This is a genomic window from Brevibacillus sp. NSP2.1 (genome assembly GCF_000470975.2).
In the GTDB taxonomy this organism is placed as follows: domain Bacteria; phylum Bacillota; class Bacilli; order Brevibacillales; family Brevibacillaceae; genus Brevibacillus; species Brevibacillus agri.
In genome coordinates this window covers 1550083-1574472 of sequence record NZ_CP048274.1, presented here as the reverse complement: position 1 = coordinate 1574472, position 24390 = coordinate 1550083, and the positions used below count along the sequence as shown (strand labels likewise).

25 protein-coding genes and 1 pseudogene are annotated in these 24390 nt (G+C 55.6%); 7 read left to right on the top strand and 19 right to left on the bottom strand.

Translation table 11 applies throughout. The features are described from left to right. Nucleotides 1–4: 4 nt before the first annotated feature. On the bottom strand, nt 5–502 hold the full coding sequence (locus tag M655_RS07710) for a C40 family peptidase (RefSeq protein WP_005828388.1): 498 nt from the start codon (nt 500–502) through the stop codon (nt 5–7). A 454-nt stretch (nt 503–956) separates the two neighbouring features. On the opposite strand from M655_RS07710, the gene trmB reads away from it, so the two are divergent. Next, nucleotides 957–1601, top strand: coding sequence for a tRNA (guanosine(46)-N7)-methyltransferase TrmB (gene trmB, locus M655_RS07705; RefSeq protein ID WP_005828387.1), 645 nt, complete (start codon nt 957–959; stop codon nt 1599–1601). A 419-nt stretch (nt 1602–2020) separates the two neighbouring features. Here trmB and M655_RS07700 read toward each other — a convergent pair. The 3 genes and pseudogenes from M655_RS07700 to M655_RS07690 form a co-directional block, all read right to left on the bottom strand. After that, nucleotides 2021–2290: pseudogene (locus tag M655_RS07700) on the bottom strand (response regulator); the annotation flags it as partial. A 5-nt stretch (nt 2291–2295) separates the two neighbouring features. Further along, complete coding sequence (locus M655_RS07695; protein WP_286085984.1) at nt 2296–2775, bottom strand: sensor histidine kinase; 480 nt, start codon at nt 2773–2775, stop codon at nt 2296–2298. Further along, the gene (locus M655_RS07690) at nt 2742–3044 is read right to left on the bottom strand and encodes a hypothetical protein (RefSeq protein WP_026557846.1); all 303 of its coding nucleotides are present in this window, start codon (nt 3042–3044) and stop codon (nt 2742–2744) included. The genes M655_RS07695 and M655_RS07690 overlap by 34 nt, the downstream gene beginning before the upstream one ends. A 170-nt stretch (nt 3045–3214) precedes the next feature. On the opposite strand from M655_RS07690, the gene M655_RS07685 reads away from it, so the two are divergent. Next, nucleotides 3215–3427 (top strand): hypothetical protein, encoded by a 213-nt coding sequence (locus M655_RS07685; RefSeq protein WP_007787286.1) that lies wholly within the window; start codon nt 3215–3217, stop codon nt 3425–3427. 51 nt (nt 3428–3478) lie between these two features. Here M655_RS07685 and M655_RS07680 read toward each other — a convergent pair whose 3' ends face one another. From M655_RS07680 to M655_RS07660, 5 genes are all read right to left on the bottom strand, one after another. Continuing rightward, nucleotides 3479–4345: an ABC transporter permease gene (locus M655_RS07680; RefSeq protein ID WP_007787288.1), complete on the bottom strand. Its 867-nt coding sequence runs from the start codon at nt 4343–4345 to the stop codon at nt 3479–3481. After that, nucleotides 4317–5279: an ABC transporter ATP-binding protein gene (locus tag M655_RS07675; protein ID WP_026557845.1), complete on the bottom strand. Its 963-nt coding sequence runs from the start codon at nt 5277–5279 to the stop codon at nt 4317–4319. Before M655_RS07675 ends, M655_RS07680 begins: the two co-directional genes overlap by 29 nt. 92 nt (nt 5280–5371) lie before the next feature. Then, on the bottom strand, nt 5372–6547 hold the full coding sequence (locus M655_RS07670) for an anti-sigma factor family protein (RefSeq protein ID WP_026557844.1): 1176 nt from the start codon (nt 6545–6547) through the stop codon (nt 5372–5374). Continuing rightward, nucleotides 6544–7092 (bottom strand): RNA polymerase sigma factor SigX, encoded by a 549-nt coding sequence (locus tag M655_RS07665; RefSeq protein ID WP_051353934.1) that lies wholly within the window; start codon nt 7090–7092, stop codon nt 6544–6546. The genes M655_RS07670 and M655_RS07665 overlap by 4 nt, the downstream gene beginning before the upstream one ends. A gap of 102 nt (nt 7093–7194) precedes the next feature. Further along, nucleotides 7195–7896 carry an AAA family ATPase gene (locus tag M655_RS07660; protein ID WP_007778994.1) on the bottom strand — a complete coding sequence of 234 codons (702 nt, stop codon included), beginning with the start codon at nt 7894–7896 and terminating at the stop codon, nt 7195–7197. Nucleotides 7897–7963: 67 nt separating this feature from the next. On the opposite strand from M655_RS07660, the gene M655_RS07655 reads away from it, so the two are divergent. Next, entirely contained in the window at nt 7964–9388 is a 1425-nt protein-coding gene (locus M655_RS07655; protein ID WP_026557842.1) for a L,D-transpeptidase, read from the top strand. Between the two features lie 184 nt (nt 9389–9572). Here the strand turns inward: M655_RS07655 and M655_RS07650 are convergent, their stop codons facing one another. The 3 genes from M655_RS07650 to tkt all read right to left on the bottom strand — a co-directional run bounded on the left by M655_RS07650 (nt 9573) and on the right by tkt (nt 14768). Then, entirely contained in the window at nt 9573–9923 is a 351-nt protein-coding gene (locus tag M655_RS07650) for a hypothetical protein (RefSeq protein ID WP_005836536.1), read from the bottom strand. Between the two features lie 96 nt (nt 9924–10019). Further along, entirely contained in the window at nt 10020–12587 is a 2568-nt protein-coding gene (locus M655_RS07645; RefSeq protein ID WP_026557841.1) for a transglycosylase domain-containing protein, read from the bottom strand. 174 nt (nt 12588–12761) lie between these two features. Then, nucleotides 12762–14768, bottom strand: coding sequence for a transketolase (gene tkt, locus M655_RS07640; RefSeq protein WP_005836539.1), 2007 nt, complete (start codon nt 14766–14768; stop codon nt 12762–12764). 129 nt (nt 14769–14897) lie between these two features. Here tkt and M655_RS07635 point away from each other — a divergent pair, with 129 nt between their 5' ends. Both M655_RS07635 and M655_RS07630 read left to right on the top strand, forming a co-directional pair. Further along, nucleotides 14898–15053 carry a hypothetical protein gene (locus tag M655_RS07635; protein WP_005836541.1) on the top strand — a complete coding sequence of 52 codons (156 nt, stop codon included), beginning with the start codon at nt 14898–14900 and terminating at the stop codon, nt 15051–15053. Nucleotides 15054–15069: 16 nt separating this feature from the next. After that, the gene (locus M655_RS07630) at nt 15070–15528 is read left to right on the top strand and encodes an NUDIX hydrolase (protein WP_005836543.1); all 459 of its coding nucleotides are present in this window, start codon (nt 15070–15072) and stop codon (nt 15526–15528) included. A gap of 32 nt (nt 15529–15560) precedes the next feature. On the opposite strand, the gene M655_RS07625 is transcribed toward M655_RS07630, so the two are convergent. From M655_RS07625 to M655_RS07615, 3 genes are all read right to left on the bottom strand, one after another. Next, on the bottom strand, nt 15561–16187 hold the full coding sequence (locus M655_RS07625; protein ID WP_026557840.1) for a DedA family protein: 627 nt from the start codon (nt 16185–16187) through the stop codon (nt 15561–15563). Between the two features lie 236 nt (nt 16188–16423). Next, nucleotides 16424–16630, bottom strand: coding sequence for a YqgQ family protein (locus tag M655_RS07620; RefSeq protein ID WP_005836548.1), 207 nt, complete (start codon nt 16628–16630; stop codon nt 16424–16426). After that, a complete protein-coding gene (locus M655_RS07615; protein ID WP_005836550.1) occupies nt 16627–17025 on the bottom strand; it encodes a hypothetical protein in 399 nt (132 codons plus the stop codon). Before M655_RS07615 ends, M655_RS07620 begins: the two co-directional genes overlap by 4 nt. A 182-nt stretch (nt 17026–17207) precedes the next feature. Here M655_RS07615 and M655_RS07610 point away from each other — a divergent pair, with 182 nt between their 5' ends. After that, nucleotides 17208–18389 carry an MFS transporter gene (locus tag M655_RS07610; protein WP_005836552.1) on the top strand — a complete coding sequence of 394 codons (1182 nt, stop codon included), beginning with the start codon at nt 17208–17210 and terminating at the stop codon, nt 18387–18389. Nucleotides 18390–18506: 117 nt separating this feature from the next. Here the strand turns inward: M655_RS07610 and abc-f are convergent, their stop codons facing one another. The 4 genes from abc-f to M655_RS07590 all read right to left on the bottom strand — a co-directional run bounded on the left by abc-f (nt 18507) and on the right by M655_RS07590 (nt 23199). After that, complete coding sequence (gene abc-f, locus M655_RS07605; protein WP_007778966.1) at nt 18507–20456, bottom strand: ribosomal protection-like ABC-F family protein; 1950 nt, start codon at nt 20454–20456, stop codon at nt 18507–18509. A 456-nt stretch (nt 20457–20912) separates the two neighbouring features. Then, nucleotides 20913–21698 (bottom strand): stalk domain-containing protein, encoded by a 786-nt coding sequence (locus tag M655_RS07600; RefSeq protein WP_026557839.1) that lies wholly within the window; start codon nt 21696–21698, stop codon nt 20913–20915. A 144-nt stretch (nt 21699–21842) separates the two neighbouring features. Further along, nucleotides 21843–22781 carry an AEC family transporter gene (locus tag M655_RS07595; RefSeq protein WP_005836557.1) on the bottom strand — a complete coding sequence of 313 codons (939 nt, stop codon included), beginning with the start codon at nt 22779–22781 and terminating at the stop codon, nt 21843–21845. A 16-nt stretch (nt 22782–22797) separates the two neighbouring features. Then, nucleotides 22798–23199 (bottom strand): hypothetical protein, encoded by a 402-nt coding sequence (locus M655_RS07590; RefSeq protein WP_005836559.1) that lies wholly within the window; start codon nt 23197–23199, stop codon nt 22798–22800. Nucleotides 23200–23517: 318 nt separating this feature from the next. Between M655_RS07590 and M655_RS07585 the strand changes: the two genes are divergently transcribed. Beyond that, on the top strand, nt 23518–24336 hold the full coding sequence (locus tag M655_RS07585; RefSeq protein ID WP_025843860.1) for an amino acid ABC transporter substrate-binding protein: 819 nt from the start codon (nt 23518–23520) through the stop codon (nt 24334–24336). Nucleotides 24337–24390 lie beyond the last annotated feature (54 nt).

Below are 24390 nucleotides of genomic sequence, written 5' to 3'. Positions count from 1 at the left end.
AACGCTACAGGACGCGACGCGCCGAGACAAAGCGCTTCTCCCAGGATGTGCCTTTAAAACCTGTAAAAGTCACACCCGGTTGCCCGTAGGTATGTAGTAGCTTGTTGTTGCCAGCGTAAATCGCTACGTGGGTAATCCGCTTGGACTTCGTCGTTGTGCTCGCCTTGAAGAAGACCAGATCCCCTTTTTTCAGGTTGGCTTTGGACACACTGATTCCTTTTTTCGCCTGGTCGCGCGACGTTCGCGGCAAGCTCTTGCCTACTGCCACACGAAAAACGCGTTGCGTGAAAGAAGAGCAGTCAAAGACGGCTGTCGTATTTTTGCTTGCCCCGAATTTATAAGGTGTACCCAAATATTTTTTCCCAGTGGCAATAACCTTGTCCGCTTTTGCTTGCGACCAAGCAGCATGAGCTACATTTTCTCCAGGCATCGGCATGGCAATCGCCGTTACGCCAAGTGTCAAGCCCATTACAATTCCGATGAGGGTTTTTCGCAGTTTCATGTTGTTCATCCTCCCTTTTGACAGAACACGCTTCTACGAAATCGTTTCGGTAGAAGCTTACTTTATGCAAAGTTTGGCTGACCTCTCACTTGTTCTCTACTTTACCAAAGCTGTTGCCCAGTGAAATTACCAAAAACTTGGCAAAAACCGCTTGGGCAAATGGATACGATTACCGCTTGACGCGCTCAAGCCCGATATCATGGGCATTCCTCAAATTTTCAGTTTATTTTCTTGCCAAAATGTTCCTCGCAATTTGACCAATTGTATCCAGTGCCAAGCGTCTACTTCCCGCATAACATGCGACTTATGGCCTAGTTCTTCTTGCAAAAAGTTCCTGTTCTCGCGATTTTCGCTGGGGAAGAAACTGGATTCTCTCTACTCTTCCTTCTCTATGCTTGCAACCTGCAGGGAGTCAGCGTAAAGTAGAAAAGAGTTCGTTTTAAGGAGGCACATCATGCGACTGCGTAACATTCCAGGTGCCGAAGCGGCCCTGCGAGAATATCCGACGTTTGTGGACAATCCCCTTTCCTATAAAGGAAGCTGGAAAGAACGCTTCGGAAATGACAATCCGATCCACGTGGAGATCGGCTGTGGAAAAGGACGCTTCATTAACACATTGGCACAGCGTCACCCTGATATTAATTTCATTGCTGTCGAGCTGAAAGCGGAGGTCGTGTTGCGCGCCTTGCAGCGGACAGAGTACAAGCCGATTCCGAATCTGGCCTTTGTCCAGTTTGACGCTTCCAAGCTGACCGAGCTGTTTGCCGATCACGAGATTGCCCGCATCTATCTGAACTTCAGCGATCCGTGGCCCAAGACACGCCACGCCAAACGCCGTCTCACCCATCCTCGCTTCCTGAACAACTATCGTCAGGTGCTTGCCGAGGACGGAGAGATTCATCTGAAGACAGACAATGAAAAGCTCTTTGAGTTTTCGCTCAATCAGTTCGCTGCCGAGCGCTTCCAGATGCGCAACATCACTTTTGACCTGCATCAGTCGAAGCTCGCAGAGGAGAACGTCATGACGGAGTACGAAGAGCGCTTTTCTTCCCGCGGACAGCGTATTTATCGGGTAGAGGCAAGCTGCATCATTAAATAGAAGAAACGCGCCTTTTGGACAAGGCACATGCCTCCACGTGAACACGCTATCGGAATCGTTCGTGCTTACGTGGAGTTTTTTCGACCTTCCAGCAAAGGATTGAGATCAACAGATGAATAGCATGATGAAGCCTTTCATGAATGGAACACCAACTTGTTATTCACCCGGTTGCGCATGACCTCGCTGTTTCTGCTCATGTGCTATCCTTTTTTTCTGTATGCCGATCTGGTCTTGCTCAAAGACGTCGGCGATCCTCTCTTTTGCTATACGTTGACGGGCATACACACCGCCGGCTTTCTTCTATCAATCGTCTTCCTGTTGATTTACAAAAGGGTTCGGCAGCAGGAAACGTTTATGCGCTCCTTTTGGCCGACTTTCTTGTCCTTGTGTACGTCGCTTGTTATATCGGCGGGGGTGCCCTGTCTTCCCTGAACAGCCATGATGCAGTCGCACACGGGAAACTCTTCCTTCATCACCGACAAAAAATCAAGCCCGTCCATGTCCGGAAAATAAATGTCCAAAAGCACCAGGTCCGGCTGCAATAGCTCCAACTGGTCCCGCGCCTCCTGTCCATTGGTGGCAATGCCTACAACCTCGTAGCCCTCCACTTTTTCCACAAATCGTCGGTTCACCTCGGCGATTCTGAGGTCGTCCTCGACAATCAGTACCCGTATGTTGCTCCCCGCCATGCTTTTCAACGCTGCTCTCTCTCCTTCATGTCTGCGACGTGCGAGCTTCTTTTCGGAAGCGTCACGGTAAAAATCGTTCCGCCCGACGGATTGCCTGTATGCGTAATATTGCCGTGCAGCTCCGCGACCGCCTGTTGCACCAGATGCAGGCCGTAGCCGTGATTCGGTTTCGCTTTGGTCGAAAACCCCAGCTCGAATACCCGTTCGGCGTTTTCGCGCGAGATGCCTGGCCCGCGATCTTCCACCTCGATCAGCAGCACTTCATCCATGTCCAACAAAAAAATCGTAACCTCCTGCGCAAACGCCCCCGGCGACAAAACGGCGTCCATCGCATTATCGAGCAAATTGCCCAAAATGACAATCAGTTGCGCCCGGTCAATCGCGGCGGGAATGTCGCGGAAGTTGCTGTCCGGGTCGATTTTCAGCTCGATTTTGCGTTCGTTGGCCTGGTTCAGCTTGCCGAGCAAGCAAGCAGCATTGTGCAAGCAACGCCCAACAGCAGCGTAACGATCCCCACCACGACAATCCGGTCGCGGTACGATTCGATCGTCTCGTCAATATCTGCCAGCAAAAAGCCGACAGACACGACTCCCATCACTTGCCCTGCGTCATTATAGATCGGCGTCTGTCCCCGCAGCCCCGGTCCGAGCGAACCGACTGTCTCGGAGATGATCGAGTTTCCCGCGAACACCGCCTCGTTATCGCCGCCCACCATCTGCTTCCCGATTTCCTCCTTGGAAGAATGCGCTTTCATTTTGCGCTGCCATTATAGCAATCTTCGTAAAAGTCCGAATAGAATTTGCGCATAAACAGTTTTACCCGCATTGTTTTCATTAACGTCATAAAATTCACGAACATCGTGTCCACTCGTCCCGTTGCATGTTACAATAAGACAACCTATATTTTCCTAAACTGGAGGTTTTCATGCTTAACGTCGGTGTTTCTGCCATCCCGCTCTTGATAATGTTGCTGTTTTACGGTCTAATCATTTATTTGATTTTCAGCCTGATCCGCTTCATGAAAAACAAGACCTCGCTGGACCGCGAACGAAATGAAAAGCTGGACCAATTGATCCAGCTTCTGCAACAACAAGAACAAAAAACGGCCCAGGCCCGCTCGGAGACAGACCGCAACTAACTCCAGCGCCAGGCTGCCTTTGCCCGAGCTGTCCGGCTCGGGCTGTTCCCGTTACACATCGCGCTTTCCGAACAGGCGGACAGCCAGCGCCAACATCACCGCTCCGTAAATAACAGTGTAAAAAAGCATCGCGTCGCTCGGCGGAGACATGGTGCCGAATATGCCTTGGGTCGCAAAGGACAGCGGATCGTCTGCCGTGTCAAACAGCACAACAGTCGCTTGCCTGAACAGCGAGTCGGTCGGAAACAGCAGACTGGAAATAATGCCGATGTTGATGAGCGCGTCTTGTCCGATGATCGACCCGATCTGCTCGACAAACCCGCCGATAAAGCTGATCCCGTACAAAATAATCAGGACGATTCCGCCTGTCACCGTCGTCGTCACACTGCTGAGCAAAAGAGACACGCAGACCAGAATGACGGGCATCAGGACAAAATAGCCCAGGGAGGACAACACTTGCTGGGCGCTCACGTCTGCGGCCAGTACGCCTCCGCCCACCCACTGATTGATCCCGAGGATGCCCAAAAACATCAGGATGGCGTAGAGGATGAGCATGCTCGAAAGCCCGCCGAATTTGCCGAGCACGTATTTGTGCCGCGGCAGCGCCCGGGCGAGCCACGTATCAATCTGGTGGCTCTCCACTTCAGACGCAATGCTGCCGACGCTGCTTAAAATCGCGAGCAGCGCGGTAATGAAGGAGCCGAAGTACAAGCCCATGCCGAGCAGTTGGGTGGAGAAAAAGTTTTTTTGCATCAGCACGTCGGTCGCGCTGCCTCCCAGCTCACGGCCCAGCTCCCGCGCCGCAAACCAGGTCGCCACGCCAAACAGCAGCAGGAAGGCAAGCGACATCATCATCGTAATCGTAAAAATCCGCTTGGAGAGCATCTCCCTATACGTGATTTTCATGATCGGCCACATGCGCTTCCCCCTCCTTCTTTTGCACCCAGTACAAAAATACTTCCTCCAGCGACTGCTGCTTTTGCACAACCCCATGCACCGCGACGCCTCTGGCGATCAACGCCTGCAAAAGCTCCGGCACCCGATTGTCCCGATCCAGCGTCAGCAGCCACGTAGAGCGGTCAGCGTCTTGTCTGTGCAGCCGCCGGTCAGTGACGAAGGCCGGCAGTTCTTCGCTCGCGGCAAAGCTCGCCGCCTCTACGGTCAGCTCAATCTGAGGAGCGACGCTGCTCAGCTTGCGCCATTCCCCATGCACGACCAGCTCGCTGCGATGGATGATGCCGACGTAGTTGCAGACGCTCTCCATCTCGCTGAGCAGATGGCTGTTGAGAAAAATCGTTTTGCCTTGATCGCGCAGCCTGGCAATCAGCTCGCGCACTTCTTTTCGCCCAATCGGATCAAGCGCTGAAGTCGGCTCGTCCAAAAAAATCAGCTCGGGATCGGACAGTAAAGCGCAGGCGATCCCGATGCGCTGCTGCATGCCTTTGGAGTAGCCGCGAATCCGCTCGCGCTCGCGGCCAGCCATGCCCACCAGCTCCAGCACATGGCGGATGACGGCCTTGCTCTCCGTCCGGGACAGGCCGCACAGCTCGGCATGATGTTCCAGGAGCTGCTGTCCGGTCAGCCAATCCGGATAACGAAACAGCTCGGGCAAATACCCGACTTTTTGGCGCGACGCGACTCTGCCGATCGGGTGGCCGAGCATGACCGCCCTGCCCTTCGTCGGGTGCAAAAGCCCGAGCATCGTTCTGACAAAGGTGCTCTTTCCAGCCCCATTTTGCCCGAGAAATCCAAACACGGAACCGCGCGGCACCTGCAAGGTGATGTTTTTGCACCCTGCCTTGCCGTTGTACTGCTTGGACAGCTCCCAGGTCTCGATGACGTAATCAGACATCTGTTGCCTCCTCTTTCTGACGATAAACGGGACAAAGCAGAGCCTCCCCTTTCAGGAAAACTCTGCCAATCCGCTCGCGCGATTTGCCTGCCCTATTTCAACTGCTTCGCCAAAGCCAGCAGCGCTTCTCCACTCTTGTCACTGCCTTCGAGCATGTGAATTTTTCCGTCCTGCTGCCAGACGAGATGCGTATCGTACCTGCCGGTGACCAGCATGCCGTCCTCGCCGTTTACCTTGACTTCCTTCATGTCGCTCTTGCCGTCAGCCATGTACGGCACCGGAATCGTATGCTTCCAGTCTTTGATGTCGAGCATTTGCTTTTTCACCTGATCCGGAATGAACGGCAGCGCCAGCACTGTCTCGCGCAACTGGAGCAAATCTACGCCCTCTGGCGCTTTCAGCTCAGGCGCGTCCACCACGGAGTAGGAATAGCTGTCTTTGCCAGTGGCGATCCACGTCTTTTGCATCTTCGGAATTTCCAACGAGATGCGCTGGCCGTCCAGCTTCTCATCGAATTTCGCCTCTACCTGCAGTTGGGCCAGCAGCTTGTTCGCCCGCTCGGTGTTGATTTCCAGGTGCACGCGATACGGGGAAGTCACCTCTACGCCGTCCACGATCAGCCCATCCGGCAGCTTCGGCAGCTTGACGCCCGCTTTCTCGGCGGCCTCTCTGCTGTTGTAGTATTGGTTTCGGTTTTCCTGCTTGTCTTTATCCACGCCGTCGATCCAGATTTTCCCGATTCCTTGCAAATCCATCTCGCCGACATTGCCGTTTGCAATCCAGCTTTCCACTTGCTGCAAGTCCTTCGGCGTCACTTTGACAAATTCGACCTTGCTCATGCGGAAAATGGACAGAAAATCATTGGCGGCCGCCTGCACTTGCGGAAAAGAAAGCGATACCGCCACTACGGCTGCTGCTGACGCTGCCGTCATCCAGCGTTTTGTCGTTTTGTTCATCTGTTTCCAGCTCCTTTTCGCGCTGCGCTGCTCGTGGCTGTCCCACTCGCGCAGATCGCTCTTTTTCGTTGTTCCTGCGGTTTGCGAGAAACGCTGCCACGCGGCGTCGGTATCGATCTTCGCCTGGTCCGCCTGGGCAAAAACGTGCGCTTCCATTTTTTCGCGCGTCCAGACATCGAGAGCCGTCAGCTCTTCCAGGCGAGCCTGACACTGTTCGCACTCAGCCAGGTGAGCGCGAAACGTTTCGCTTTGCTGCGCGTCGCATTCCCCGTCCAAAAACGTCTGAATCAAGCCTGTGTCGGCACATTTCATCCTTCTTCCCCCCTGACCCGCTCATATAGCCTGCGAAACTTGCTCTTCGCTCGCGCCAGAACCGTCCCGACGGAGCTGGCCTGCATTCCCGTCGCTTTTGCCAGCTCGGCATAAGGAAAGCCGGAGTATTTCATAAGCAGCAAGGTACGTTCCCGCTCATCCAGCTCATCGAGCACCTCGCGGACGTGGCTGAGCGCTTCCTGCTCCAGCCATACTTCTTCGGACGAAGGCATGACACAAGCCTGATCCGCTATCCCGCGCTCTTGCCTGTCCTGCCTGCGCTTTTCGGAGCGCAGATGGTTGTAGGCCGCATAGAGAGCCGCTTTGGCCAGCCATGCCGGAATATTTTCGATGGCGGAGCGATCTGTATGGTAAAAGGAGAGAAACACTTCCTGGGCGATATCCTCCGCTGTTTGCTGTTCACGCACAATCCGCATGATCTGTCGGACAACGAACGGGTAGTAGGCCGTAAACAGCTCCTGAAACGAGTCCGTTTCCGCTCTGGCCCGCATCTGGTTCACCGCCAGCTTTGCCTGCATCTCCATCAATCCTCCTCCTTCCTGCACAGCCACTGTCTTGACGCTCCCTCTTGCGTTCTACACCTTATAGAAACCGCCGACGCCTTTTTTGTGACAGCAGGAAAAAAATTAATCGCGAAAAAAAGCATCCGGCTTCTCCAGAAACCTCCGGGTCAACTGGTAATGCTCCGTATCCTGATAGCGGATCGGTTGCGCGGGAGATTCGTCAAACGTATAGATGTCCGCGCCGGGGTAGCCCAGCAGAATCGGGGAGTGCGTGGCGATCAGAAACTGCGCCCCTTCCTCGACGAGTTCGCGCATGAGGTACAAAAACGCCAGTTGCCGCTTCGGCGACAAAGCCGCCTCCGGCTCGTCCAGCAGGTAGATTCCTTTTCCGTTAAAGCGGTTGGTGAACAAAGCCATAAACGCTTCCCCGTGCGATTGCGAATGCAACGATCTCCCGCCATAGCTGGCTGTGCCGCCAATCTCGTCGATATGGCTGGCAAACTGGTAGAAGCTTTCCGCCCGCAGAAAAAATCCGTTGGTCTGCTTGGGCATCCACGACAGCCGGATGTAGTCGCCGAGGCTCGCTTCCGCCTTGTCTACGCTGTAGTAGTTGTGGCGGGAACCGCCTGCCGTGTGAAAGCCGCACTGATAGGCGATCGCCTCGAGCAAGGTCGACTTGCCGGAGCCGTTTTCCCCGACAAAAAACGTCACGCTGGCCGCAAGCTCGATCGCTTCGAGCGCGCGCAACGACGGCAGGTCAAACGGGTACCGCCTGGCATCGGGAAACTGCTCGCGCAGCAGCTTGATCGTCCGTAAATAAACCAATATTTTCCCCTCCACCCTCACTTTTTTGCCGAGCCACGCCGATACAACCATATAGGGGGGAGTATCGGTGGACAAGGTTTCCTTTCTTCAGGAAAAAAGCGCCTTTCCTATGAAATATCCAGAACAGAGCGATCTCTCCTTTTACCGGTGGTTCACACAGCAACACCCGGATGAAGCGATCGGCTGGTATCATCTCGGCCAGGCCCGCGAGGCACAAGGAGACACGCGACAGGCGCTGGCCGCTTACAGACAAAGTCTTTTTGCCAAACAAGGCCCCTATTACGACGAGGCGCGAGACGCCTATCAAAAATTGCTGCGCGAGCAAAGCCGCCAAGGCTGGCGCAACCGGGCACGCCTGCTTCTCGCTTCGCTCGCTTTTTTGTACGCCCAATTTGTGTTTTCACCCGGACCTTTGCAGGATGGGGCGCCTGCTGCCAGCGCGCAGCCACAGGCAGTCCCCGCCAGCGCGCCTGCTCCTGTGCAGCCGCACGTCGAGGTGATTGCCGTTCCCGCGACGCTCAGCCCCAAGGAGTTGCAAAGCCAGGTGCGTCGCTATGTAGAGGCGCGGCGCCCGGCGCTCGCACAGCCTTACACCGTACTCGTTGTTCCAGAGGTTCCCGGCTCGCCGCTGTTTACGCCGTTGTTGTTTTATCAGCCCAAACAGGTGCTGGGCGTTCTGCAGTACAATCCAGTCAGCCGGACGGTCATCAGCCAGCGCTGGTTCGGTTCTCCTGCCAGCTTTGATGCGGGGGCGACGCTGGCAGCCGCGAGAGGCGATCTGGCAGTCGAGCAGCAAACGTTGCAGCATGTGCTGACATTGCGCAACGCCCTCTATCGCTACTACCAGCAAAAAGGGACTCTCCCTGCCAGTCTGGCGGATTTGGCGGGCAGCTATCCCGGCAACTATTTGCCGCAGGTTCCGCTCCCGCCAAAGCGGCTGCTGCTGAAAAGCTACCCGTACCATCCGCACGCTTTTCAGAGCGGATCGGCATGGGCGAGCCTGCGCGACGTCCTGCCGCTGCCAGGCTATCCGGAGCCGCTGTCGCCGCTCGCCCCTCTCCAGGTCCGGCTTTCGCAAAAGTCGCATACGCTGCAACTGGTCAGCGGTACGCATCTCGTCCGCAGCTATCCGGCAGCGATCGGCAAAAACGACTCGACACCCGAGGGCTACTACACGATTTTGCAAAAGATCAACCAACCGCGCGGCCACGACAACATTTACGGAACACGCGGTCTGGTGTTTCAAGGCAACGGCTACGCCATCCACGGAACCAACCACCCCGAGAGCATCGGAACGTCCGTCTCGCTCGGCTGTGTCCGGCTGTTCAATGCCGCCGTGGAGGAGCTGTACACCTTTGTCTCGCTGGGCACGGAATTTATCATCTCGAATGCCCCCGTACCCGCCCAGCCGTGGAGCAACCCGGCTCTCTTCATCCTTCCGGCGGGACCCGAGGAAGAGACGCCCAACGTCATATACACCTGGCTGCATTAATCTCCCTATGAAAAGACGAACCAGTATCATCGCTGGTTACGTGGCGATTCCATCCAAAAAAACGCGATGACCGCTTTGCTCGCGGCAAGCGGTCATCGCCATGTTTTTGCCCGGCGGCAAACCTCGTTTTCCACTGAAAAAAGCGCGCCCCCGCCATCGGGAACGCGCCTTATTTTTTATGGCCTTATTTTTCTTCTTCCAACTGACTGATCGTTTCTTCCTGTTCTTCTTCCGGATTCCAGTAATCGAGCACTTTTCCTTGCAGAACTTTGCCTTTGACAAATTCCACCTGCTGCTCGCTAAAATCCTCTGTCCAATCGACGCCCAATTCCTCAGCCAGCCGCACGACAGTCAGCAGCTCTGACCAGGCGACGTAACGTTTGTACCAGAAAAACTGCGGCTGCTCGTTCATATATGGGTAAAGGTCGTCAAAATCGGTATGTTTACAGTCGAGAGCTCGCTCAAAATTCACTTTGGCTCGGCGTAATTGGTCCTTGAAAAAAGTGGGCAAATCTCTTTGTGCGAAGTCAGACATGGACTGTCCCCCCTGTCTCCCGATTTACTGGTATTGTACCACGCGAAAGAAGATGTGCAAATAGTTGAATCTGTCGAGTTGTCTATCCTATGCTACTCAACCGCCATTCGTTCCATTGGGATCAGTCTGTTGCTGAGCGCCATCTACAGGCTGTGCCGGCTGCTGATTGCCGCCTGTGAAACCGCCTGATTGCCCGTTGCCCGGATTGGCGATGTCTGGCGGGATTTCGCCAGCATTTCCCGGGTTTCCTGGATTGCCTTGATTTCCCTGGCCTCCGTTCGGATCTTGGCCGCCTGGTTGGCCGCCGTTGCCCGGATTGTTGTTGCCGCCAAAGTTCGGCGGGAACTGGATCGTGCCGTCGCCGTTGTCGGTTCCTGTTCCGTCCGGGTTTTGCTCCTGGCTGTTGCCGTCCTCGTGATGGCCATCTCCTGCATTAATCAAGTTTTCCAGGTTTTGCGAGTTAATGCTCGTAATCGGCGAAGGCGTCTGCTCCTCGCCCTGGGCGTTGCGCGGAACGACGACATAGCGGTACTCGTTCGGATTATCCAGCGCATCGACGAACGTCGTGTCCTTCAATCCCGCCGCGATCAGCTCGCGCTCGCCATTTTGCTTGACGCGGTACACATCGTATGTGTAATCAGGCGCTCCGCCAATCCAGCTCAAGACGACTTTCAACTGGTTGTTGTCGAGTGTCAGGTCTGCCGCCAGTTGCAGCGGTTGGGCTGCTTCTTCCTCCGGCTGTTCCTCCACTGCGCCATCCGGCCGCACGAAGTCTGTCGCCTTCACGCCCTTCAAGCCTGCTGCGAGCACCTTGGAGAACATTTGCGCGGTCAAGCTGCTGCCCTGGCGCATCAAGTGCTGTTTGTCCTCGGGGTCGAAGCCCATCCAGACGGCGCCGACGTATTCCGGCGTATAGCCGACGAACCAGGCATCCTTGTTCACGCTGCTGTCCCCGGCGATCGACTGGGTCGTACCCGTTTTTCCGGCAACGTGGCGACCGGAGATGCGGGCCGCTTTCCCCGTCCCTTCCTGAACCGCTCTTTCCAACATGGTGTGAACAGCCCAAGCCGCTTTCGGCTTCAGTACTTCGGTCTGTTTGCCTTCGTACTCCCGGACGACACCTTCGCTCTTGTTTTCGATTTTCGTGATCGTGTGCGCCTCGGACATGACCCCGCCGTTGACAAAAGCGGTATAGGCTTGCGCCATTTTCAGCGGAGACGTCCCTTTGCTGAGACCTCCGAGCGCAATCGCCAGGTTACGGTCCTCCGGCGCCAGCTCGATGCCGAATTTTTGCAAGTAATCGATGCCTGTTTGGACGCCGATCTCATTCAACAGCCAAACCGCCGGCACGTTGAGGGAATCGATCAACGCGCGGTTCATGCTTACGGAATCGCTGTATTTGTTGTTGTAGTTGCGAGGCTCGTAGCCGTTAAAGCTCTGCTTTTTGTTGCTGAGCGAAGAATTTGGCCCCCACTTGCTGTCTGAGTCAATCGCTGGCGCGTACACAGCCAGCGGCTTGAAGCTGGAGCCCGGCTGACGCTTCATGTCTGTCGCGTAGTTGAAGCCTTTTGCCGCGTAGTTGCGGCCGCCCATCATCCCGGCGATGCCGCCGTTTTTCGCATCCACGACGATCATGGCCGATTCGACGCCGCGCTTCGCCCCGTCTTTCGGGAAGTTTTTCGCGTTGGCATACTCGGCGATCATGGCATCCTGCACTTTCGGATCAAACGTCGTGTACACTTGCCAGCCGCCGCGGTACAGCTCTTCCTCTGTCACGCCGTACTTGGCGTCCGCTTCCTCTACCATATGGTCGAAAAAGGCGCGGTAGCCTTTTTTCAGGCTGGCTCCGGCTACTTCCGTCGGTTCGGTTGGCAGCGGCTCTGCCTGCGCTTCGTTTTTTTGCGCTTCGGTAATGATGCCCTGCTCATACATCAGGCGAATGACGGTATCCCGGCGCAGCTTCGCCTTTTCCGGGTCGTTGAACGGCGAATAAGTCGTCGGCGCTTTCGGAATCGCCGCCAGCATCGCTGCTTTGGCAATGGTGAATTCGTCATCGCTGACAGAGTGTCCGAAGTAGTAGTTGGACGCATCCTCGACGCCGAACTCCCCTTCGCCCAAATAGACGCGGTTTAAGTACATTTCCAAAATCTGATCCTTCGAATATCGGCGCTCCAGTCCGATCGCGATACTCATCTCTTTCGTCTTGCGCCAAAACGTTTGGTCCAGGGTGAGAAATACGTTGCGGGCTAGCTGTTGGGTAATCGTGCTTCCCCCTTCAGCCAGTGAACCTTTTTTAATGTCATTGATAATGGCTCCGCCGATCCGGATCATGTCGACGCCCTTGTGCTCGAAAAAGCGTTTGTCCTCGACGGCGAGGAACGCGTTAATCAAAATTTTCGGCATCTCGTTGATCGGCTTGTATTCACGGTTTTTTTGACGAATCAGGCTCGTCATCTCTTCGCCGTTTTTGTCGTATATGACGGTTGGTTCTGTTTTCAAATCTTTCAGCTTCTGTTCGTTTTCCGCAATCATCCGGTCTCCCGCATACAACAGGGAGAAGTATCCCCCAATGACGCTCAAGATGAGAAAGACTGCGAATCCTACGGCAATCATCAGCAAGTTGTTTTTCTTCTTCCTGACTTTCTTCTTGGCCTTTGTTGCCATTTCTTACCTCCTGGTTTTCTCTCTCCCCCGCATCTTATATAGACGGATGCTTTTGAAAAAAGTTTCTTCCTTTTGGTTTTGGCACGTGTCTATCATTCCATACTGATTCCCATTTGTCACTGGAAAAGCCTATCTCCCGAGAGAGATAGGCTTTTTTTACGGAGCAAAAACCATTTATTTGAGCAGCTCTTCTGCTGTTGCGACCACATTTTCCACCGTAAAGCCGTACTCGCGCATAATGCGCTCGCCTGGTGCGGATGCGCCGAACTGGTTGATCGCGATGACTTTGCCGCCATCCCCGGCGTAACGCTCCCAGCCCATCGGAGAGCCCATTTCCACGGCTACCCGTGCTTTTACCGTTGGCGGAATGACCGCATCGCGGTATTCTTTCGGCTGGCGCTCGAACAGGTTCCAGCTCGGCATGGACACGACGCGCGCTTCGATTCCGCGGGAGAGCAGCTCTTCGCGGGCTTGCATCACCAGAGACACCTCGGAGCCGGTAGCCAGCAGGATGAGCTGCGGGTTGCCGCTTGGCGCATCCGCCAGTACGTAAGCGCCTTTGGTCACGCCTTCTGCCGCTTTTTCGATCGTCTCAGGCAGGACTGGCAAGTTTTGGCGAGTCAGCACCAGAACGACTGGCTCGTCTGTGCGGGATACCGCGTATTTCCACGCTTCGTTCGTCTCCACCGCATCTGCCGGACGCAAAATGGTCAGTCCCGGCATCGCGCGCAAGGAAGCGAGCTGTTCGATCGGCTCGTGCGTCGGACCGTCTTCGCCGACCGCGATGGAGTCGTGCGTGAACACGTACACCACTGGCTGCTTCATCAGTGCAGAGAGACGGATCGCCGGACGCAGGTAGTCGGAGAAGACGAAGAACGTACCGCCGTACACTTTCACGCCGCCGTGCAAAGCCATCCCGTTGAGGGCTGCCCCCATGGCGAACTCGCGAACGCCGAACCAGATGTTGCGGCCCTCGTAGGAGCCTGGCAGGAAGTTGCCCGCTTCTTTGATGACGGTGTTGTTGGAATGAGCCAGGTCAGCGGAACCGCCGAGGAAGAACGGAACGGTTTTCGCCAGCGCGTTGATCGCGTTGCCGGAAGCTACGCGAGTCGCCAGTTTGGCTCCTGCTTCGTACACAGGCATGTTCGCATCCCAGCCTGCCGGCAGGTGGCCTTCCTGTGCTGTCGTGAATTGCGCAGCCAGCTCTGGGTACGCCTTGGCGTAAGCCGCAAACTTGTCGCGCCACGCGGCTTCCGCTTTTTCGCCCGCTTCTGCCAGGCTTGCGTAGAAGTCGGCTACTTCCTGCGGCACGTGGAATTCGTTTTCATGCGTCCACGCGTAGTTCGCTTTTGTCAGCTTCACTTCGTCCTTGCCGAGCGGTGCGCCGTGGGAAGCGCTGGAGCCGCCTTTGTTCGGGCTGCCGTAGCCGATGACGGTTTTGACTTCGATCAAGGTAGGACGGTCGAGATCTGTTTTCGCTTCTGCAATTGCAGCTTCGATCGCTGCCAGATCGTTTCCGTCTTCTACGCGCAAGTATTGCCAGCCGTATGCCTGGTAGCGTGCCGCCACGTTTTCCGAGAAGGAACGGGACAGCTCGCCGTCCAGGGAGATATCGTTCGAATCGTAGAGCACGATCATTTTGCCGAGCTTCAGGTGAGCCGCCAGGGAGGAAGCCTCGCTGGACACGCCTTCCATCAGGTCGCCGTCGCCGCAAATGACGTAGGTGTAGTGGTTGACGATGTCAAAGTTGTCGCGGTTGTAAACAGCCGCCATATGTTTTTCCGCCATGGCCATCCCGACAGCCATCGCGATTCCTTGTCCCAGCGGTCCGGTCGTCGCATCAACACCAGCCGTATGCCCAAACTCCGGGTGGCCTGGCGTCTTGCTGCCCCACTGGCGGAAGTTATGTAGGTCTTCCAGCGAAACATCGTATTTCATCAAATGCAACATCGAGTATAATAGCATAGAGCCATGTCCTGCAGACAGGACAAAACGGTCGCGGTCCATCCACTGCGGATTGCTAGGGTTGACCTTCATGAAACGGCTCCACAGAACATGAGCCATAGGGGCAGCGCCCATCGGCATTCCCGGGTGGCCGGAATTGGCCTTTTCGATGGCATCAATAGCCAACGTGCGGATGGTGTTAATGGATAGCTGATCGACAGACGTATGCTGAGTCATCTCGCGAAATCCTCCCTGTGCTTTTCTATAAGTCAATACGTAGTATCGGGTAAAACACACTGTGCCATTATAGCACAGTTCAAAGTCAGATTCATGCTTGCTTTCATAGAATAAGGAGGTCTTTTTCGAATGTCTTCTACCATCTACCTCATCATTGGCATCGTGCTGGCAATCGCCGGGTTCGGCATGCTGTTTGCCGCCATGAGCAGCTCGCCCGTCCTGAAAAAGAACAGGGAAAAACGGCGCAGACAAGCTGCGGAAAATCATCGTCCAGAAGAAGGCTGAGAAAAGGAGCTGCGCTATGCGAACCCATTTTACCATGCCGGTTGCCGTGCATCTTTTTCTCGTGAGAGGCAACGAGATTTTGCTGCTGCGCCGCTACAATACAGGCTATGAGGACGGAAATTACAGCGTCCCGGCCGGACATCTGGATGGAAACGAGGAAGTCAAGACAGCGGCCATCCGCGAAGCCCGGGAAGAGTGCGGCATCGAGATTGCTCCCTCTGCCCTCTCGCTCGTCGGCGTCATGCACAGGCGCTCCACCGACGAGCGAATCGACTTTTTTGTCGCCGCCACAAGCTGGCAGGGCGAGATCGTGAACGCCGAACCGGACAAATGCGACGAGCTGGTCTGGGCGGACCTCGACCAGTTGCCGGACAACGTCATTCCGTATGTCAGACAGGCGATTGCCAATTACAGGCGGAACAAGTGGTTTGACAGCTTCGGCTGGGAGCTGCCCGCGGCGCCTTCCCCAACATGAAAAAGAGCCGGCTGTCCTGGGCGTTTTCCCTCTCAGGCAGTCGGCTCCTTTTGCAATTCTCCCCTGTGCTTCGCGCTTGTGGCTCCCATCCAAAGCTTCATTCGCATGTACTGGCGAATCGTGATGTAGGAGACGGCGGCCACAACTGCCGTCACCAACGTAATTTTCCTGTACTGGTACACTCCTGCCAACAGCGCGTCCAACTCGTCCGGGAACCAGTAGCCCATGAGAAAATAATGAAGGGTCCAGACGAACGTGCTGGACAAAAAAAACAGCAAAAGCTGGCGCAGCGGCAACCGATACAAGCCCGCAGCAAAAGGAACGAGGTAGCGAACCACCGGGATAAAAACGCTGATCGCCAGTACCCAGCCTACATATTCCCGCTCCCTTTGCCCAAGTCCCCATCCCGGGCGCAGGCGGGCAGCCCAGCGGCGGCCGAACAGCCGGGCCAGAGCAGGTGCGCCCATCCATGCTCCGGCGATGTAGCTCGCCGCCACTCCGATGAGCGCCGCCAAAAAAACGGCTGCGTACACAACGGAAAAAGCCGCATCCTCATGCGCGATCTTTGCGCCCAGGCTCATCACCGAAACTTCATCGGGAACGAGCTGCCGTAAAAGTTCTTTCCATAATTCCCGCAAAAACGTTGCGTAGTCTGTCATCGCCACCGCCGCTCCTTCTCTCCATCCTGCTCTCTATGCTACAGGGTAAACCTTTCTAAAATGGAGAGAATGCCTTACGTTTTTGGAAAGGATTTATGAAGAATTTCTTAAGAAAGCGGTCGCGGCTGCGTCCAGCCATTGGCGAAGCCTGATCTGCACAAAAAAACGCGCTTATCACCGCCGCATCCTAAGAGCGGCAGATAAACACGCCTCGTTCCGGTTTTTCTTTTTTTCGGTTAGCGGCCGTCCAGCGCCTTGCGCTTGCTGCGCACGGCTGACATGGCCTCCATAAACTCTTCTTTTTCAATGACATTCAATTCGTACAGCTCGCGAATCTCGTCCTCTATCAAGAGCAGATCCCCCTCCGGGTCTCCCGTGTAGATGAACAAACCGAAGCGGTGCAGAAACGCCTTTAAATCGAACTCATTGGGGTTCGCTTTCAATGGGCTCCCTCCAGATCGATTTCCATCCTCGCGAGGACGGCATCGTAGTCAAACTCGACAGCAAAGCCGGTAATGACGATGATCTTCGCATGCGGATACGCTTCCTGCCACGCCTCCTCCTCTTCAGGCTTCAATCCGACAATGTACAGCGGATCTTTGGAAAGCTGGGGATGTCCCTGGCACAGACGCAAAAATTCGCGGCATCTGTCCTGCTCCTGTGCCGCATTCAAGACGAGGACCGCGCGCGTCACCTCATTCGACTCCCGTTGCCCGGCGATCAGCTCAAACGTTTTCGCTGTAGGCACGATCGCATTCACCTCAGGAAAGCGGTCGAGAACTTCATCCAGCCAGTCATCTTCATGCCAGGCCAGGTAGTACAGCATTGCAGTAGACATGTGACAAACACCTCATGGATATATACTGGACAACTTGCAAAACGATTCTTGTTTCTTTTCCATTATAGCACGCTATCGGCAATGCTGCCCACGCCGCTCGCTTGACTTCGACACTTCGTTCACGTAAGGTGGAAAATGCAAGCAAATAGTAGCTGATATTTGTGTGAAACGAGGTAAATGTTGTGAATAAGAAGTACCTGGCCCTCTTGTTCTTCATCGCCTTTTTGACCATGCTCGGGTTTGGCATCATCATTCCCATTCTCCCTTTCTTTGCAGAAAAACTGGGTGCGTCTTCCTTTCAAATCGGCGTTTTGTTCGCCAGCTACAACATCATGCAGCTATTGTTCGCACCTGTATGGGGAAGCCTCTCCGACCGGATCGGGCGAAAGCCGCTCGTCTCTTTTGGCCTTCTCGGCTTTGCCGTCACGTTTATCCTGTTTGGGATGGCGGACAGCTATGCGGAAATGCTCATGTACCGCATCCTGGGCGGCATCGTCTCCGCAGCGGCTCTGCCTACGGTAACAGCCATGGTCGCAGACCTGTTTCCGTCTGAAGAGCGGGCAAAAGGAATGGGCGTAGTCGGTGCCGGAATCGGCCTCAGCTTTGTGTTCGGCCCCGTCATTGGCGGCCTGCTCAGCGGGTACGGGTTTGCGATTCCGTTTTACGCTTCGGGAATCGTCGCGTTCGTTACGTTCCTCTTCATTCTTGTCGCCTTGCCGGAGAGCTTGCCCAAGGAAAAGCGGACGAGCCTGCAAAAAGAAGCAAGGGAAAACCCGTTCACTTCTCTGTTCGGTTCCCTGTCTTTGCTCTATGCGATCCTGTTTGTCGTCTCGTTCGCCTTTTCCGGACTGGAGACGACCTTTGCACTGTTCATCAGCGATCTGTACGGCTTTACGTCCAAAGACCTCGGCTACATGTTCCTCGTCATGGGCATTATCGCGGCCTTGGTGCAGGGCGGCCTGATCGGCAGGCTGGTCAAGCAGTTCGGGGAAGCCTCTGTGCTTGCGCTGGGGATGATCTTTTACGGCATCGGCTTTTTCGCGATTCCGCTGTCCGGCAACTTTTGGGCGCTGGCCTTGATTTTGTCCTTGTTCGGGGCTGGACAAGGCATGATCCGGGCAACCGCTACCGCGATGATTACGCAGCGCACTACGCAAGGGCAAGGCGTGACCAGCGGGGCGATCAGCTCGATGGACAGCCTCGGACGGATTTTGGGTCCACTGGCAGGCGGCGCGGTCTACCAATTTTCCCACAGCGGACCGTTTTTTCTCGGCGGCGTCCTGATGGTGCTGATTCTGCTCTGGTTTTTCGGCAGCTATCGGCGGCTGCCCGACCCGGAGCCGACCATGCAAACCTCGAATTAAGCAAAAGCCCGTATGCGCGGCAAACGCCAAAGGCAGCGGAAGTCCCGGACTGTTTTCTCGTCCGCGGCCTCCGCTGCCTTTTGGTTTGCTCAAGCTCCAGGCAAAAGCGAGTTGCGCCTATGCTTCCTGCATTTGCATCCAGGCGAAGTACGACTCATCCAGTTCGGCTTGCACCTGCTCGATTTGCTTTTGCCACTCCGCCAGTTGCTGGTAGTCCGCCCCTGCCTCCAGAAGCAGCCTGTTCAAGCGCTCTTTTTGCTCCTCCAGTCTGGCAATGCGCGCTTCCAGCTCGGACAGCTTGTAGGCATTGGGGCGTTTTGTCTGTGCGCAAGCGGGCGCGCCTGCCGAAGACGGTTTGCTTTCTGCCGCTGGCCGCTCTGGCTTGGTCCCTTTGCCGCGCGATTCCTCCGCGAGCCTGTCAGCCCGCGCTGCGCTGCGCCGCTTCTGCTTTTCGCGCGCTTCCTCATAGTTGCCGACGTCGTGCACAAGCTGTCGGTCCTCCACCCAAAAGACGCCGTCGACCATTTTTTGCAAAAAATAGCGGTCGTGGGAGACGATGAACAAGGAGCCGTGAAAATCAGCGAGCGCTTCCTCAAGCGTTTCCCGCGCTTCGATATCGAGATGGTTGGTCGGTTCGTCCAGGATGAGCAGGTTGATGTCCTGGTGCATGAGCTGGGCCAGGCGCAGCCGCATGCGCTCGCCGCCGCTCAACTGGCTGATCCGCTTGAAGACATGCTCGCCGTAAAACAGAAACCGCGCCAGCAAATGCCTCGCTTCTGCCTCCGTCACCTTCGCCACGTCGCGGAACGCGTCGATCAGCCGCTGGTTTTGGTCCCCTTCCAGCGCTTGCTGCGAAAGATAACCGACCTTGACGCTGCTGCCCAGTTTGAGCGTGCCCGCATCCGGCTCGATCTCGCCCAACAGCATGCGGATCAGCGTCGATTTTCCGCAGCCGTTCGGCCCGAGCAACGCCTTTCGCTCCCCGAAGCGCAAAAGCAGGCTGGCGTCGGAAAACAACGGCTTGCCCCCGTACGCTTTGTGCACGCCTTTTACGATCAGCACATCCTGGCCGCTCCGGTCGGTCTTATTGAACTGCAAGCCCATCCGGTCGGCTTCCATTTTCGGCCGCTCGATCCGCTCGATCCGCGCCAGCGCCTTTTCCATGCTCTTCGCCCGGCGGTGAAACGCTTCGTTCGGCGGGTTGGAGCGGTTACCCCACTCTTTGAGCCGCTTGATCGTCTCCTTCATCTTTTTGATTTTTTTCTGCTGCTCCTGATAGGCGGCAAACTGCCGCAGCAAGCGCTCCTCCCGTTCGGCGGCAAAAGCGCTGTAGTTGCCGATGTAGTACTCCGCTTCCCCGCCGTCGACATGGTAGATCGACGTCACGACGGCATCCAGGAAGTAGCGGTCGTGGGAAATAATCAACACCGTTCCCGGATAGCTCTGCAAAAATTGCTCCAGCCACTCCATCGCTTCCACATCGAGGTGGTTGGTCGGCTCGTCGAGCAGCAGGACGTCGCTTTTTTGGCACAAAAGCTTGGCCAGCCCCGCCTTCGTCTTTTCGCCCCCGCTAAGCTGGGCAAAAGGCGTCGCCAAAAGCTCCGCGCTGACGCCTAAGCCTTGCGTCACCTGCGCCATGCGCGTCTCCCACTGGTAGCCTTCCAACTGCTCAAACTCGTCCTGCAGCTTCTGGTAGCGCTGCATCAGCCGATTCAACTCGGCCTCGTTTTCGTAGAGCAGGGCCATCTGCCCTTCCAGCTCGCGCATCTGCTCTTGAATGTGACGCACATCGGCAAACGCGCTTGCCACCACATCCTCGCCCGTCCAGTCTGCCGGGTAGTGCGGAGACTGCGGCAAGTATGCCCATACCGTTCCTTTGGCGCGGTACAACTCGCCCGCATCCGGGCTTTCGATTCCGGCCAGCAGCTTGAACAAGGTCGTTTTCCCCGCTCCGTTCGGCCCGACGATCCCTACCCGCTCGCCCGCCTTTATTTCCAGTGTAACGCCTTGCAGAACCGGATCGGCTCCGTACGATTTTTCCAATTGTGTAGTCGCGACGATAATCATGAGTTCATTTCCTCCCTGGTTAGTGATAACGGTTTAAAATAATGGACTTCCTTGGCTGGCCCCGGCCGACTTTTGCCCCCGCGCTTGCCCGCGAACAGGCAAAAATGGACGCAAAAAAGCCGCAGGCCATTACCTGCGGCATCGTAAGGGGAGCCACTCGCCAGCGCAAAACGCCGCGCGAGTCAGTCACCCATTATGAACAAGAACAAACCGTCCCTGGTCGATGCATGGTACGCCTGTGGAAACTCCGTTCAGTTGTATGCGCAAAAATGGGCAGACTGGTCCCGTTGAAAGAAAAATCATGCGTCATACTGGAAGTTTCTACCACAAACCATGCCTGAACAGTTCCGAACACGTACATACACCTCCATTCCCAAGGATTAGGTAAATCTTATCCACCATCATATACCAGCTTCACGCGAAAAACAAGCGCCAAAACGCTGCTTGGGAAAACGCCTACTGCCCTTGCGCCTGACCCTCGAACAGCGGCTTGTTCGTATCCGCGTCTATAAACGAGATCGTCGTGTACGGTGGGAGCTTCACTTTTGCCGTCAAATACGGGTAGGCGATCACTTGCGGATACATCATCCCCGGCGCAGGCTCTGTCTGCTTGACGTACACAAAAAGCTGCTCCCATTTTTGCTCGACCTTTGTAACTTGCAAGCCATAGCCGGGATGGGGAGCCTGGCCGCGGGCAATGACGTACAAGTCTCCCCGCTGATGGACGCCCCGCTTTCCTTTGACCGACTCGATGAAGTCCTGCTCTTCTTTGCTCAACTGTTTTTCGTCCACGAGGACAAATGCATCGTTTTGCGCTTTCGACACGATTTCCACCGCCTTTTTCTCCTCATTCCAGGCAATCTCATGCCCTGCCTGCTCCACGAGCCAGCGCAGCGGCACGTACACCTCTTTGCCGCGGACGAGCGCAGCCTCGCCGCCTGCTACCGGCTTGCCGTCCACCGTCACTGTTTCCGCGTCCAACTGGAACACAATCGTCCGCTCGCCCAGCTTCAACTGCCCTTTTTGTCCGTCGAGCGTCCAGGCCGCTTGCAGTAAGCTGGCTGCGTCCGCGGCAGACACGTATGTTTTCTGCTGCTGGAGAATCGCCTGCTTTTGCAGAGCCGCAGCTTTTCCATCTACCAAAACCGTCGCCGTTTGCGTACCGCCCGTTGCCGCGAGCGCCGGGGCCACGGCAAAAAGCTGGAGGCTCAGCGCAACGGCCATCCATGTCTTTCCTCTCATCTTTGTTCCTCCATTCCATTGCTGTCGGATTGTTTCTATCTTGTTAGACTTTCGGTTGTTCTTATTCGTTTCAGTGCTTGCGCCTAAAAAAAAGCGGCCTGCCATCTGCGGCAGGACCGGAGCTTTTCCTGGCGCAAGCACGCTTTAGTGCAACAGCCAGTTTCCCATCAGCACGACGGCTGGAATCGTCAATAGCGCCAGCAGTGTGGAAAACACCGTCGTCATCGCGCCCATTTCCTCGTCGGCCTTGTACCGCCCGAACAGAATCGAGGCGAGCGTCAACGTAGGCATCGCCACCTGCACGAGCGTGACGCTGACGATATCGCTGTCCAGCGAAAAGGTCGACAGCAGCAAGGCCGTCAGCAGCGGAAAGACGAACAGCTTGAAGGCCAGCGGCATCCCGAGCAGCGGGAGGGACACTTGCGGCTTGTTGCGCAAAAACAGCGGAAGCAGCATCCCGATGTACATCATGGCGAGCGGCGAAGCCAGCTTCGCGAGCGTGCCGAACAGATGCTTGACCGGCTCTGGCGGGGCAAAGCCGACCAGGGCGGAGCCAAGTCCGAATACAATCGCAATCATCGGAATGTTGACAAGCGTCTTCAGCCCTTTCAGCGAAAACGAGCCTTTTTCCTGCAGCATCATGACGCCAACCGTCCAGAGCACGACGTCTACGCCAGCGTCAAAGATCGCCGCCAGCAAGGCGCCTTTTGGCCCGAACAAGGCGGCGCACAGCGGAAGCCCGATGAAGCCGGTGTTGCCAAGCCCGGACAAAATCGCGATTTCCCGCCGCTTTTTCGCAGGCAACGGCAGCGTCCTGGCCCCCGCCCAACCGAGAAAAATGCCCAGACAGTTCAGGACGATCGAAATGACGAATATTGCAAAAATTTGAATCAAAAGCTGATGGTCGATTTGCGTCTGAAAAATTCCGTCCAAAATGATACACGGCATCGCCACGTTGATAATGATCGTAATGACAAGCTGACGGGAATCGGCCGTCAGCGGCTGGCGGTAACCGATCAGGCTACCGATGCCGATAATGACGGCCATGATGAGAACGGATTGCTGCAACGTTTGAAATTCCATCGCCCGCTTCCCCCGCCTACATTTCTACTGGCAGCCATTGCAGTTCTTGTGGCTCGCCTTTGTCGCAAGTTCGGAGCACATCGCCGCACAGCGGGACAGCCTTCTCCAGCGGGATGCACCAGGAGAGCGGAAACACCGCCTCGCCGCCTTCAATGACGAGCGACGCCATCACCGCGCTCTGCTCGCCCGTGGTCAACACAAAATGCTGCTCGCCCGGCTCGTGTTCCTTCCATTGAACCAGCACCTTGCCTTTGTTTCCGCCAGCCACCACCAGATCCACATGGTCGCCGTAAGCCGCATGCACGAGCGTCCGGTTCACGCCGTCCAACTGCGCAATTTCCCGCAATACTTCATGCCAGGCTACGTGTTTTTGCTCCGTTCCGCTTGCATCCGTGTACATACGCCAGTCGTTTAACATGCTGATTGACTCCTTTTATCGGTTCGTTGTTGTCCCATCTATTTCACCGCTTTTTCTCCATAAAAAAGCAGGCAAACTCCCAAGGTCGTACTCATTGTACGCTATGTGCGCCCACAACCTCAACCACTACTTGCACAATAAGCGGCTCTCGTTCGCACATAGCCCCGGGGCAATTGGAGAATCCTGAAAAGGAACCGTTTGCGCAAAAACCAATTCATAGTAACCGAATCGGATTTAGCATTTTTATGATTGACAAAGCCCGATGAGCCTACTACTATGAATCCATGAAATTCGATCAACATAAAGGGGATTATCATCATGAAAAAAGTCATTTTCTCTACTCTGCTCTCTTGCCTGTTGTTGGGACTCGTTGGCTGCAGCAGCTCCGGCGCGCCTTCCCAATCCGATAATGCAACGCCGCCAGCAGCGTCGCAAAACCTGCTGGAAAAAGTCAAAGCGGAGAAAAAGCTCGTCATCGGAACGGAAGGGACATACTCGCCGTTTACGTACCATGACCAGTCCGGCAAACTGACCGGATACGATGTCGAGGTCGTGACCGAAGTCGCCAAGCGCCTTGGCGTCGAGCCGGTGTTTCAGGAAACCCAGTGGGATGCCATGTTCGCCGGACTGGATTCCAAACGCTTTGACGTGATTGCCAACCAGGTAGGGATTCGCCCAGACCGCCAGGAAAAATACGATTTTTCCAAGCCGTACACGATCTCCCGCGCCGTTCTCGTCACCCATAAGGACAATACGGCTGTAAAAGGCTTCGCTGACATCAAAGGCTTGAAGGCAGGCCAGTCCATGACCAGCAACTACGCCGACCTCGCCCGTTCGCACGGAGCGGAGATCGTCGCCGTCGACAACTTCAACCAGGCGATTGACCTGATCGCACAAAAACGCGTCGACGTCGTCATCAACGACAACCTGTCCGTGCTCGACTTCCTGAAGCAAAAGCCGGACACGCCAATTCAGATCGTGACCAAAAACGAAGAAGGCCAGCCGACCGCGTTCATGTTCCGCAAGGGCAGCACAGAGCTGGTGGACGCGATCAACAAGGTGCTCGATGACATGCACCAGGACGGCACGCTGAAATCCATCTCCGAAAAATGGTTCGGCGAAGACATCACCAAGTAAACGTTCGTTGACAAAATTGTCCGTCCCTTTTAGTATGTTCCTATCAAAAAAACA